The following is a 12,755-nucleotide window of genomic DNA, read 5'->3' as shown; positions in this document are numbered from 1 at the left end:
CATGAAAAAGGCAATTCTTTTAACCGCAATGATGGCCGCTGGCATGAGCAAAGCAAACAACCAAATCACCATTTATTCAGGTAATCACCAGGGTGCTCTGAATACCAGTCAACTGACAAATGCCCACAACATCCCGGGATTCGCTGTGGTCAATGAACACCGGCAGGCTGAATTCACTGAAGGGCGTTTTACGCTGTCTATCAACGATGTGGCCGAACACATTGACCCAACCACTGTAACCCTGAAACTGGACAAAAATCCCGATGACATACAAATCCTTGATCAGGATTTTCAATTTGATCTGGTCAGCACAGAAAAATTGCTGCTCAAATACATAGACCAGAGCATCACCGTCAATCACAATCAGGGTGATGAAAGCATCCAAACAACTGGCATTTTGCTGAGCACTGAGGGTGGATTGACGCTGCGAACCGAGGCACAGAAAATCACCACCATTAAAGACTGGAATCAGATCGAATTTCCAGAATTACCTGGTGGACTGCTGACCAGACCTACTCTGGTTTGGCTGATGGAATCTCAAGTCAGGGGCAATCAATCCTTCGCCCTGAGTTATCAAACCAAAGGCATGACCTGGTGGGTGGATTACAACATCTTGTTATCCAATCAAAAAAAACAGTGTCGCATGGACCTTTCCACATGGGTCACGCTGGTCAATAAATCCGGTACCGGCTTTACTGAAACCCAATTAAAATTGATTGCCGGCGATGTCAACCGAGTACAAAGAAACCAGCCCAGAGCCATCAGAAAAGAAGCTTTTGCCATGACAGCAGACAGTCAGTTTTCTGAGGAATCATTGTTTGAATATCACTTGTATCAGTTACCCAGGCGGGTGGATTTACCGAACAATGCAACCAAACAAATTCCATTCCTGCCTGCCATCTACGACATTGAATGCAGGCATGTGCTCGAATACAATGGCAGTCAAATGCAGCGCATCAACTACCATCGACCAGTGACCGATCGCAACTACCTGCAAACCGGCAATACCAAAATTGATGCATTCCTGTTATTTGACAATGACAGCGAAAACCAATTGGGTCACCCTTTGCCAGCCGGCCGCATGCGGGTCAACATGATGGACAGTCAAGGAGACAACCCTCAATTTATTGGTGAGGACTACATTGACCACACGGCAGACAACAAAACCATCTCACTCAAACTCGGACAGTCATTTGATGTCACCGGTTCCCGAACGCAAATTGATTTTCAGAGCGAGAAGCACAGCATGACAGAGCAATTCAGGATTGTCCTTGATAACCAAAAAAACCATCCTCAATTGGTTGAAGTCATCGAACCACTTTATCGCTGGTCTCAATGGCAAATCATCGCGCAATCGGATGACCATGAAAAACTGAATGCCAGCACCATTAAATTCACTGTGGAAGTGCCGGCAAAATCCAGTAAAACCGTCACCTATCAGGTCAGGTATGACTGGCAACCTGGCCAGTGAAAGCGGGGCAAGGAGAACAAACAGCACAGCATCTGTGAGGAAAGTCACAAATAGTCCTGGTTAATTTTGATACAGTGGAATTCTGCTCAACCCACTTTGCAACATGACAGCGAAAGACCCCAACAACATTGTCAATATTTCACCTGAACTGAAAGAAAAACTCAGCCAGGGAAAAATCCTCCCTGAGATACACAAAATATATATTCGGGGGCTCAAACCAGCCATCAGGGATTATTACGACAAACTGGATGACAGCCTGTTTGACCTGGCTGAAAAAGCCGAAAGCAATCAACTGCAAAATGAATACTTCACAGCCATGCGTGAAGTTCGCAAGAAGAAAGACCTCATGGTGCGCAAATTCTCAGAACACATTCAACAGGTATTCAAAAAATTCAAAGCGGCCAAATACAATTACTTTAACAAAAAATCTGCTCCGGGAGTCGACACAGGAGATGCGCTGTCACTGGTCGATGAAAGCGAACTGGATCAGGAACTGGCTGTTTCCAACATCATCGAAAAAGCCAATACATTTTTACATCAGCAGTTGTTCGCGTTTGAAAAACGATTCACCCTGCTGGCTGCCGGCCATGAGTTGAAAACCCATGAAATACCGGTTTCACCAGAAGTCACAGTTAAATCATTCACTGAAACATTCAGTCATTTGAATGTCAGTGTCACTGTTGAACTGATCATGCTTAAACTTTTTGAGCGCAGCCTGATTCCAAATCTCACCTCACCCTATCAGGAAATCAATGATTTCCTGATCAAGGAAGGCATTTATCCCAATCTCAAATTCAGGGTTGGCCGGGGTGGCAGCGCCCCCCAAAGGATGGCCAGTCAACCTCCTCAGGACAGGGATGCCGATCATCCTCAACCTGATTTGCCGGATTATGCTGGCAATGACATGACTTCTGCCAATCCTTCAGGCGCTTATGTGACAGACAGCCATTATGAAATGATCAACCAATTCATGAACCGTCGTCACATTCCTCAAAACATGAACATTCCGGTTTTTGAAGGCAATGTGGTTGATAACGTACTTGGAGTTTTGCAAATGGAAGAATTGCAAAACCTCAATTCCAGACAACATTCTATCAGCCCCACAGAAGTCAAAAATGAACTGTTAAACCGTTTGAAAAGTTTTGACCAGAATGGTGAGCAAAAACAAATCAAGCAACAGGATGAAGACACCATAGATTTGGTTGGTATGCTGTTTCAGTTTTTGGTTGAAGACCGGAATCTGCCACACCGCATACAGGCCTTGCTTGGCAAACTACAGATTCCATACCTGCACCTGGCTCTGCACGACAGAAAAGTGTTGTCAAACAAAGATAATCCGGCCAGAAAGTTATTGGATAATATCGCCAAGGCCTCAGTAGGCTGGACTGAAGAAGATGATAAAAAAGGCAAATTCATCAATAAAATCGAGTCCATGGTACAAACCATTCTTGAATCCGAATACACCGAGATTGATTTCAGCGGATTGATTGAAGATTTCAGTTCTTTTTCAGAGAAAAATTCCAAGCGCATGCAGGTCATTGAAAAAAGGACATCTGAAAAAGCCCTGGGTCAGGAACGCATTATGCGGGCCAAAGAAAAAACCGCACATGTGTTACAAAAGAAAATGAAAAATCACTCCTTACCTGAGCTGGTGACGGAGTTGTTATTAACCCCCTGGGCCAACGTATTGATCCTCGCTCACCTGAGACATCAGAACGAACCCGAAAAAATAGATTACTATGAAAAGTTCGTCGATAAGCTGATTTATGTTTCAGTCAAAGAAAAAAAACAAATGGCAACCAATGCACAAATCAGCCATGTGGTTGATCACCTCAGCAAAGGCCTGAGATTGGTTGCATTTGATGAGCACTCCATCAAGGAAAAAAGCAAGCAACTGTATCAATTGCTTTTAGAAATCAACCAAATAGAAGAAAGCAAAGACGAAACTGAGCACAAATTCGTACTCCCTCAGGAAGCGTTTAATGTTGCACAGGATGCCGAAGAAAAACCTGAAATCGTTCACTTCATAGCCAACAGGTCCATCAATGATCCCGATCAGCAAGTAGAACACCTGGAAGATGAGCACTATGAAAAAGCAAAAGCCATGCAAACCGGAGAATGGATTGAGTTTGTGACAGAAGAGGATACCGAAAACATCAGGGCCAAATTATCCTGGATCAGCCCCATCAGCAATAAATTACTTTTTGTTAATTCCCGCGGCGTCAAAGTCACTGATAAAAGTCTGGACGAGCTGGCCAATGATTTCCGGTGCGGAAAAGCCAATGTGTTGCAGCAAATCCCTATTTTTGACCGGGCCATGAAAGCCATTGCCACCAAAATGGCTGACAAAGAAGAGCAGGAAGCAGCCAAGCCAACTGATTCAGCTGGCTGATCTGCGTTCCTTCCCGGAGGACTTTACAAACTGGCTTCGTACGTGTTTTGCATCAATGTGGCTACAGTCATTGGACCAATACCGCCTGGCACCGGAGTGATCCAGCTGGCTTGTTCAGCAGCCACTTCAAAATCCACATCCCCAACCAGACGACCATCGGTCAGGCGATTGATCCCAATATCAATGACGATGGCTCCTTTTTTGATCCATGTGGCATCCACAATATTGGGATTACCCACAGCCACACATAACACATCCGCCTGACTGACATGATCATCCAGATTGCGGGTGAACCGGTGACAACAAGTCACCGTTGCACCCGCAAACAACATCTCCAGCATCAGAGGCCGTCCAACAATATTGGACGCGCCAACCACAACGCAATGCTTGCCTTTAGGATCGATACCGTAATGATTTAGCAGGGTCATCACACCACGTGGCGTACAAGGCCTGAGGCCGGGTTGCCGCAGCGCCAAATGACCCACGTTTCTCGCATGAAATCCATCGACATCTTTGTCTGGATCTATCCGATTGGTGACTTCAGTTTCGTCGATGTGTTCAGGTAACGGCAGTTGTACCAGAATACCATGCACTTCAGGATCTTCATTGAGTTCATCAATCAACGCATACAACGCTTTTGCAGAAGTCTGACGGGGTAAAAAATGAGCTGCTGAACGGATTCCAGTTCGCTCACAAGCCCTGATCTTGTTGTTGACATAGACTTTGGACGCTTCGTCATTACCCACCAGCACCACAGCCAGTCCAGGCGGTTGAAAACCACCCTCAAGCCGTTTACTGATTTTTCTTGCAATGTCCGTCTGTAATTCCTGGGATACCAGTTTACCGTCTAAAATTTGATGTGCTGTCATTGTCTATCGGTGCGTGCAACGTTGATTGGGCGGGTATTTTAACACTTTTGCCTGATGGTTCAGTAGATTATAAGACAACATGCCATGTCGCAGGTTTTGTGGCAGCCCGATCAGGTATTTGATCGCTTCGGTAACTTGAATCATAGCAGCCATCCCAGGCACCGGCCCCAACACCCCTTCCCGGCTACAGTTGGGTGCATCATCATCAGCCAATTGTTCAAATAAACACCGATAACACAGGTTTCCAGCCTCATGGGTAAAGACTGCCACCTGCAATTCGAAGCCAGACACCGCTGCATATATCCAAGGCGTCTTTGAAACCAGGCAATGGTCGTTGATCAAATACCGGGTTCGAATGTTGTCTGTTCCATCAATCACCAGATCAGCCGCAGCAATCAAGTCTGCTGCGTTCTCTTGAGTGAGTTTAGCCTCCTCAGCTGTGATGCGGATATGGGGGTTCATCGCCAACAACTGATTGCGGGCCTGAATGACTTTGGACTGCCCCACATCGGCCGCGGTATAAATCACCTGACGATGTAAATTACTTTCGCTGACTTCATCATCATCAACCAAAGTCAGGTGACCAACCCCTGCACCAGCCAGGTACATCATGGCAGGCGCTCCCAACCCTCCGGCACCCACCAATAGAATGTTTGCCTGACTGAGCTTTTGCTGCCCCTGCAGACCAAACCCGGGTAATTTTATCTGTTGTTGATAACGCAGTTTGAGGGGATCAGATTTCGGTTTTTCCGTTGGCAACCCCGCTTTTTGCCAGGCAGCAAAACCACCTTCTGCAGAGACAAAACCATGGCCCAATTGCTGACACAGGGATTGTGAAGTCATACCCTGATAACACATCAACACAATCTGTTGGTAGTTGGCCAGTAGCTGATCTCTTTGATCGAGCACTTCTTCAGCTGAACAGCAAACCGCACCTGCACTGATGCCAGATAATTGGTCTTCAGGAGAACGCAGATCAATCACGACAAGCTTGCGGGCTTTGAGCAATTGATGAATGTCCTGAACGTTCAAAAAAGTCACCCGGCAGGTATTTGAATGAATGGATGAATCATGACCTGACTGCCTTCTTTCAGGTCCTGCTGAGATTCATTGATCACCAGTAAACAGTTGGCCTCTGCCAGTGAGCCAATGCGGCTTGAAGCCTGTGATCCACACACCGTCACTTCCAATTGGCCTGAAGCACCAAGTGTATACCGGCCACGCATGAATTCACGGCGCATGTGTGACTTATGAATTTCCTGAGTAGTCAGTGCCGGCCAGGACATCAGGTTCCCTGTTGAATGACCATTGAGTATTTTCAGTGCTGGATAAACCAACTCCAGTAAACAACTGAAAGCAGAAACAGGGTTACCAGGCAGGCCGTAAAAAATCGCGCTGTGCAATTGTCCAAACAAGACAGGGAAACCAGGCTTGATGTTGGCTTTATGGAATACAATGCTACCCAGGTTTTGCAATGCTTCAGGCAAAAAATCACGGTCGCCCATGGATACCCCACCCACAGTAATGATCAAATCATATTCAGCTGTTTCCAGCTCACTTAGCTGTTTATTGACTGCTGCTGAATCATCTTTCAGACACGGCAACAGGGTCACACTACAACCCATTTCTTCCAGCAATGCTTTCAACATAGGTGTATTGGCATCATAAGCCATACCTGGTGACAAAGATTGACCCGGCTGCAACAGCTCATCACCAGACATCATCAATGCCACCTGAGGTCTGGCTCTGACCAGCACTTCATGATGACCAGCTGATGCCAGCAAACCCAGGTCAGCAGGGGTCAGGCGTCTGGGAGCCTGAATGATTCTTTTTCCAGTCCGCAAGTCAGAACCCTGCTTTCTCAGGTGGTCACCTTTGTTGACCGGGTGATCAATGGTGATGGTGGCACCCTGTACCAGGCAGTGCTCTTTCATGACCACAGTATCGGTACCAGGTGGCAATAATGCCCCGGTCATAACCGGTATAGCCAGTTGGCTGCAATCCTGATCCGGGGATTTGTCTCCGGCATGAATGGCTGTTCCCAACGCCATGGACGCCCCTTGCTGACTGCGGTAAAACTGATGATTGATGGCATAACCATCCATGCGGCTGCAATCAGTTGCCGGCACATCAACCAGGGCCTTCACATCTGAAACCAAATATCTGCCTGTCGCACAGCTGAGGCTGACGGTTTCTTCATTCAGGGAATGAGCAGCAGCCACTGTTGTGACGGACTTAATGGCCTGGCTAAAACTGACAGATTTCAAGAACGAACCGGACATCACTGATCAGTGGCTGCGTTTGCGGTTATGAGGCTGCTTTCTTCTGGAGGGAAATTCTTTGGCTGACTTACCGGCTTTGTCCTGATAGGGGTTTTTACCATCTTTGAATTGCATGATGATGGGCACTCCTTTGAGCTGGAAGGCTTTGCGGAAACTGTTCTCCAGGTATCGCTTGTATGATTCAGGTAGCTTGGTGGTTCGTTTGCCATGTATGATGATTTTCATTGGATGATTTCCACCTGAATGGGCAAACTTCAATTGTGAACTCAAACCTTGAACCAATGGCGGCTGATGAGCTTTATAAGCTTCAATCAATACGTTGGTCAACTGATTGGCCGTCAGCTCTGCATCGGCTTTTTCCATCAACAGGTCAATGCGTTCCATTAAAACCCGCAATCCTGAGCCATGCAATGCCGATGTATACAACAACGGCACCCACTCGAAGGCCTTCATCTTCAGGTTGATTTTTTCTTTCACATAATCGCGATGTTCATCACTCAAATGATCCCACTTATTAACCGCCAGAATCACTGGCTTGGCATGATAAACCGCCAATCCCAATAAATGCAAATCCTGGTCAGTGATGCCTTCCTGGGCATCAATCATAACCACACAGATTTGTGCCAGTTTGATGGACTCAATGGTTTTCAGGATGCTGAATTTTTCAATACCTTCATCAACCCGTGAACGACGTCTGACACCGGCGGTGTCGATCAGGGTGTATGGCATGTCATCCCAGATCATCGGCAGACTGATGCTGTCGCGGGTTGTACCGGGCATGTCAAACGCCAGGACCCGTTCTTCACGGAGCAGGCGATTAACCAATGTGGATTTACCGACATTGGGACGGCCAATGATGGCAATTTTGGGACCATGATCAATGACTTCCTGATCTTCGTAACCGGAAGCCTGGTCTTTGAAATGTTGATTGATCGATTGCTTCAGTTCAGCCAGCCCTTTGCGGTGTGCCGCACTGACAGCCATCAAATGTTCAATGCCCAATTGATAGAATTCTGCCAGGGCCATTTCATCGACCCGACCTTCGGACTTGTTGACCAGTAACCAAATGGTTTTACTGACCTGCCGTATGCGCTTGAGGATGCGTTCATCATCACCAACCAGGCCATCACGTGCACTGACCACAAACAACACCAGATCAGCTTCTTCAACGGCCTTCATGATCTGTTCGTCCATCATTCCAGTCAGTTGACCTTCATCACCCAACATTCCACCGGTGTCCACCAATGTGGCCTGGAAGTCAGCCAGTTCAACCTCACCATACTGACGGTCTCTGGTCAATCCAGGCAGGTCGGCAACCAAAGCGTCCCGGGTATTGGTCAGGGCATTAAAAAGCGTCGATTTACCAACATTTGGACGTCCAACTACAGCGATTACCGGTGTCATGATCTGCCATCACCCTTATTGCGTGTATTTCATGGCCATCACCCGGCCGTCATGGTTGTATGTATAGATCACATCTCCCACGACTAATGGGGCATCGAACAAAGGTCCGTCACCGGTTTTCTTGCGGTTCAGTATTGCGCCACTGGTTCCATCAAGAACATGTAAGTAACCAGCAAAATCAGCCACCAGCAAATCACCCAGATAGAAGCCTGGACGAGTCAGTCCGCGATTCAACAAGTCTCCTTGTGTCCAACCTCTGGAACCATCCATGCGGTTTAACTGATGTACAGTTGATTCATTATCAGTGAGATACAAAGACCTTCTTGACACGGTCACACCAGTGACAGAACCCACATTTTGACTCCACAAAACCCGGCCTGATTCTGTCGCTACAGAAAGGGTTTTATCAGCGGCACTTGACAGATACAGGTCCGTGGCCACCACAGCAATGTCGCCATCGATGTCAGCAATCCGGTCGATTTCAGTTTTGCCCTGACTGTTGATGACATTTTGTTGCCATAAAACCGAACCATCATTGATGTTCAGTGCGGCCACTTTGCCATTATCAAAACCAATATAAATTCGCCCACCTTTGGCCACCGGGGTACTGTTACCCCTGAGTGTTAAATTGGGTATGTTGGTATCAAAGACCCAATCCCGCTCACCATTTTGAATGGCAAATCCATATATACGACCATCCTGGGTACGAATCACCACTTTATTGCGATCTATCACCGGAGGACTCAGGACTTCAGAGGTCACTCGGGATTGCCATAATTGTGAACCGGTATCAATGTCCAGCGCAGTGACCTGACCTTCAGGGCCGCCCAACACCAAAATGGTGGTACCAATGCCAGGACCTGCACTGATTTCTGTTTCCAGTTCAACCTGCCAATTAATGGCACCGGTAGCGGCATTGTAACTGACCACTTCACCGGATTGACTGGCGACATACAATTGGCCATCTTTTTCAGCCGGGATCAATTTGTAACCAAATGCCTTGTCTGAACTTTCAAGCTTGCGCTCCCACAACACTTCAAACCGTCCGGTTTCAGCAGTGTCAGTCAGTTCATTGGGCTTGACCTCATCTTTTTTGTTGCAAGATGCCAGCAAAGCAATCATCAATAATACCGGAATTCTTTTCATTGGAGCCTCGATCACTCTGCTGTCTTGATGTCAGCAATTTTCATTTCAATTATTTGTCTGCCTGAATAACCTTCGCCTTCATTAAGTGCCAATTGATAGGCATCTCTGGCCTTCTCAATGGCACCCTGAGCCAGGTGTATATCCCCAACAATTTCTTCGACCACAGTTTGATAAGCCTTGGATTGAACCAGGTTTAATTCAGCAGAAGCCTGAGTGAATTCACCTTCAGACACCAATAACCTGGCCAGCCTGATGCGGGTCATTTCTGCAATGGCCTTATCTGGCTTAGCCGCAATGATGGCCTGATATTCTGTTTTAGCAGCGGCCAGATCACCAGCAGCAACCAGTTTCTCAGCAGCCGACAATCGGGCTTTAATGGAGTAAATATTGACACCATAATTGGCTTCATAATCATTGATCATGGACTGTGCCTCGGTCAGCTCATCCATTGCCAGAACCTGTTCAATTTGTCCAAACTCTGTGGCAGCTGCCTGATTCTTTTGGGTGTTGGAATTCTGCCATTGACCGTATCCCCAAAGTCCGCCAATACCAAGCGCAATACCTGCCACTATGGTCAGCCAATTGTTATTCAGCCATTCCTTGACCAGCTGTTCTTGTTCGTAATCATCGTATTCTTCAAATGCCATAATAATAGTCCATGGTGATTGTGTTACACAAAGCAGGCTATTTTACATGATGACTTGTAAAATTTCATCAAGGCAATGAAGGGTGTTACACAAAGAAAACTCAAGTTCATTTGCCAGCCGGTCAGGCTTGATCAAAACAGCCGTGCATAAACCAAAAAAAGCCGCTTTTTAAAGCGGCTTTTTTATGAATTTGGCTCCCCGGGACGGGCTTGAACCGCCGACCTAGTGATTAACAGTCACCCGCTCTACCAACTGAGCTACCGGGGAAAATTGGTTAGTCTTGCTTAGCAAGAGTTGGGCATTTTACAGCTCACAGAAAAACTGTCAAGCAATTATCGATCATTTTTTTATGTTCTTGTTCACCGCACTGAGAAATCCGCGCAAAATATCCATTTCATGTTTTTCAATGCGCAATCGATTGAACATCATACGGAGCTTTTCAGCCAATGACGCCTGATTCTCCGCCTGCATAAAATCCACCTCATGCATCACTTGAAATAAATGCTCATAAAAACCCTGCATTTTTGCGGCTGTGGCAAATGGAACCTCCTCTGATCGTTCTTCAGCCACCTGTTGAGCAACTGCCAACCAATTCATCCGTAATTCATAAGCCGCCACCTGTACAGCAGCTGCGAGGTTCAATGATGCATACTCAGGATTGGCCGGCATCCGCACCAGATAATGACAACGTTGCATCTCTTCATTGGTCAGGCCAAACCGCTCCTGACCAAACAACAGTGCCACCTGCTCACTACTTGCTGCAGCCACCATCATTTTCGCTGCCTGTTGTAACTCAATAACCTCAATATCCATACCACGGTTTCTGGCACTTGTGCCCATCACCAGGGTACACGGGGCAATCGCCTGATCCAAATCATCATGAATACCTGCATGGTACAACACATCATCTGCACCTGATGCCCTGGCTGTGGCCTCGGAACTGGGATGATCGGTTGGGTTGATGAGGTGCAGTTTCGTCAATCCCATGACCTTCATGGCACGGGCTGAACCACCTATGTTGCCTGCGTGAGAGGTATTGGAAAGCACGAAGCGAATGTTTTCTAATCTGTTCATCAATGTGTCATTATGCCGGGAGTTTTGGTATCATACGCGGTTCCTATACCAACATCAATACCATGTCTCCTGAACTGAATATTGCCAAAAAGGCGGCGCTGAAAGCGGCCAATTCGATTGAACAACTGATCTTTAAGAATGAGTTGCTATCAGTCAATAAAAAACTCAACAATGGATTTGTTGACCAGGCCATTCAGGTCAGCATGAATGATGTCTTTTACACCCTTAAACGCGCATATCCTGACGATGAGATCCAAAGTGACTCAACCACCCTGTCAGAGAACACCAACCCTGATCGGGTTTGGCTGATCAATCCGTTGAGTGGAATCACCAATTTCCTACATGGGATTCCGCATTGCGCACTGACCATCACTTTGCTGGAAAACCGCAAGGTTAAAGAAGCCCTGGTCTACAATCCACTCACCGATGATGAATACACAGCCACCAAAGGCAAAGGCGCCTTTCTCAACCAACACCGACTGCGCATCAGTAACCTGAATGAACCCCAGGAGTCATTTGTCGCCACCAACTACAGTGATGACAAAAGCAAACAGGCTGCCCAATCCTTGTCGCTCCGCTCTATCGCCAAAAAAGTCGCTGAAACCCGTGTCATGGGCTGCCCGGCACTGGATTTGGCTATGGTAGCTGCCGGCCAATTCAATGCCTACTGGCAGGACGGAATGAATCCATCAGAAATGTTACCAGGTATTTTGTTGACTGAAGAAGCGGGTGGACAGTGCATGGATTTCAGTGCCAAAAGGGAATTTGAGAAAAATCGCCAGGTGATTGCCGGCAGTCTGAAAGTCAGCGCCTGGTTGTCCGGTCAGCTGGGTAAAATATACCAATCCTGAAACCACCAGCACTAACCGCTTAAAAAAAACGCCGGTTGAAACCAACCGGCGTTTTGCTTTGTGAAGCCAGAGAAATTCGTTAAACAGCTTCAGCTCACAAATTCAGTGCCAATCCATTCAGATCGACATCAAAGTTACCGGTTAAATCCTTGAGGTTTGCCACATCGATGTCACCATCCATGTTGATAAAGACAAATTCGTCACCGGCCTCATAAACCATGATGGATAAATCGCTCAAAGTGGTGCCATTGACCCTGGCCATGATGTGAACCCGCTCATCATCTTCAGTCACCCGAACAATTTCTTCGACACCATTTTTTGCCAACTTACGTACAGTGTCCGCCATCCAGTCACTGATGTCATCCACATCCACTGCCTCATCCAGTCGATATACCTTGATCGAAAGGTCTTTCAAGCCGGACAACACTGCCTGTGCTTCAGGTTCATCTTTGGTCAGTACGCTGGCCAATCCCAGCATACCTGGACCCAAAGTGATCTTGACATCAGCTTCCACCCCCAGGATGGCCTCCAGGTCATCAAAATCATCAGCCCACACAGCCAGAGAACTTACACTCATTACCAACATCAATAAAAACTTATTCATCATCTGTTTACCTCA

At 46.9% G+C, this 12,755-nt stretch carries 11 protein-coding genes and 1 tRNA gene; 3 read left to right on the top strand and 9 right to left on the bottom strand.

What is annotated here, in order from left to right:
* Position 1 precedes the first annotated feature (1 nt).
* Together B0475_RS08370 and B0475_RS08365 are read left to right on the top strand one after the other, a co-directional pair.
* Positions 2-1,471 (top strand): DUF4139 domain-containing protein, encoded by a 1,470-nt coding sequence (locus B0475_RS08370; RefSeq protein ID WP_157892808.1) that lies wholly within the window; start codon positions 2-4, stop codon positions 1,469-1,471.
* Positions 1,472-1,574: 103 nt separating this feature from the next.
* Complete coding sequence (locus B0475_RS08365) at positions 1,575-3,863, top strand: DUF1631 domain-containing protein (RefSeq protein WP_077411361.1); 2,289 nt, start codon at positions 1,575-1,577, stop codon at positions 3,861-3,863.
* A 23-nt stretch (positions 3,864-3,886) separates the two neighbouring features.
* On the opposite strand, the gene folD is transcribed toward B0475_RS08365, so the two are convergent.
* The 8 genes from folD to B0475_RS08325 all read right to left on the bottom strand — a co-directional run bounded on the left by folD (position 3,887) and on the right by B0475_RS08325 (position 11,285).
* Positions 3,887-4,732 (bottom strand): bifunctional methylenetetrahydrofolate dehydrogenase/methenyltetrahydrofolate cyclohydrolase FolD, encoded by an 846-nt coding sequence (gene folD, locus B0475_RS08360; RefSeq protein ID WP_077411360.1) that lies wholly within the window; start codon positions 4,730-4,732, stop codon positions 3,887-3,889.
* 3 nt (positions 4,733-4,735) lie between these two features.
* Positions 4,736-5,764 (bottom strand): ThiF family adenylyltransferase, encoded by a 1,029-nt coding sequence (locus B0475_RS08355; RefSeq protein ID WP_198538171.1) that lies wholly within the window; start codon positions 5,762-5,764, stop codon positions 4,736-4,738.
* A gap of 5 nt (positions 5,765-5,769) precedes the next feature.
* A complete protein-coding gene (locus B0475_RS08350; protein ID WP_198538170.1) occupies positions 5,770-6,999 on the bottom strand; it encodes a molybdopterin molybdotransferase MoeA in 1,230 nt (409 codons plus the stop codon).
* Positions 7,000-7,020: 21 nt separating this feature from the next.
* Positions 7,021-8,418, bottom strand: a complete 1,398-nt coding sequence (gene der, locus B0475_RS08345) for a ribosome biogenesis GTPase Der (protein ID WP_077411357.1) — start codon at positions 8,416-8,418, stop codon at positions 7,021-7,023.
* Between the two features lie 15 nt (positions 8,419-8,433).
* Entirely contained in the window at positions 8,434-9,564 is a 1,131-nt protein-coding gene (gene bamB / locus B0475_RS08340) for an outer membrane protein assembly factor BamB (RefSeq protein WP_077411356.1), read from the bottom strand.
* Between the two features lie 11 nt (positions 9,565-9,575).
* Entirely contained in the window at positions 9,576-10,211 is a 636-nt protein-coding gene (locus B0475_RS08335) for a YfgM family protein (RefSeq protein WP_077411355.1), read from the bottom strand.
* Between the two features lie 191 nt (positions 10,212-10,402).
* Positions 10,403-10,478: transfer RNA gene (locus tag B0475_RS08330), tRNA-Asn, on the bottom strand.
* Between the two features lie 72 nt (positions 10,479-10,550).
* Entirely contained in the window at positions 10,551-11,285 is a 735-nt protein-coding gene (locus tag B0475_RS08325; RefSeq protein WP_077411354.1) for an RNA methyltransferase, read from the bottom strand.
* A gap of 2 nt (positions 11,286-11,287) precedes the next feature.
* On the opposite strand from B0475_RS08325, the gene B0475_RS08320 reads away from it, so the two are divergent.
* Complete coding sequence (locus B0475_RS08320) at positions 11,288-12,136, top strand: inositol monophosphatase family protein (RefSeq protein WP_077411353.1); 849 nt, start codon at positions 11,288-11,290, stop codon at positions 12,134-12,136.
* A 94-nt stretch (positions 12,137-12,230) separates the two neighbouring features.
* Here the strand turns inward: B0475_RS08320 and B0475_RS08315 are convergent, their stop codons facing one another.
* Positions 12,231-12,713, bottom strand: a complete 483-nt coding sequence (locus B0475_RS08315) for a DUF4252 domain-containing protein (RefSeq protein WP_157892806.1) — start codon at positions 12,711-12,713, stop codon at positions 12,231-12,233.
* Positions 12,714-12,755: the final 42 nt, after the last annotated feature.

The organism is Marinicella sediminis, from assembly GCF_002000055.1.
Taxonomy (GTDB): Bacteria; Pseudomonadota; Gammaproteobacteria; order Xanthomonadales; family Marinicellaceae; genus Marinicella; species Marinicella sediminis.
The sequence above is the reverse complement of the archived record's forward strand: the minus strand, read 5'-3'. Positions and strand labels throughout refer to the sequence as shown.

Bases quoted from the DNA above. Each gene is read 5' to 3' on its own strand.
- B0475_RS08370 (WP_157892808.1), top strand. From the start codon at position 2: ATGAAAAAGGCAATTCTTTTAACCGCAATGATGGCCGCTGGCATGAGC.
- B0475_RS08365 (WP_077411361.1), top strand. From the start codon at position 1,575: ATGACAGCGAAAGACCCCAACAACATTGTCAATATTTCACCTGAACTG.
- folD (WP_077411360.1), bottom strand. From the start codon at position 4,732: ATGACAGCACATCAAATTTTAGACGGTAAACTGGTATCCCAGGAATTA.
- der (WP_077411357.1), bottom strand. From the start codon at position 8,418: ATGACACCGGTAATCGCTGTAGTTGGACGTCCAAATGTTGGTAAATCG.
- bamB (WP_077411356.1), bottom strand. From the start codon at position 9,564: ATGAAAAGAATTCCGGTATTATTGATGATTGCTTTGCTGGCATCTTGC.
- B0475_RS08335 (WP_077411355.1), bottom strand. From the start codon at position 10,211: ATGGCATTTGAAGAATACGATGATTACGAACAAGAACAGCTGGTCAAG.
- B0475_RS08325 (WP_077411354.1), bottom strand. From the start codon at position 11,285: ATGAACAGATTAGAAAACATTCGCTTCGTGCTTTCCAATACCTCTCAC.
- B0475_RS08320 (WP_077411353.1), top strand. From the start codon at position 11,288: ATGTGTCATTATGCCGGGAGTTTTGGTATCATACGCGGTTCCTATACC.
- B0475_RS08315 (WP_157892806.1), bottom strand. From the start codon at position 12,713: ATGAGTGTAAGTTCTCTGGCTGTGTGGGCTGATGATTTTGATGACCTG.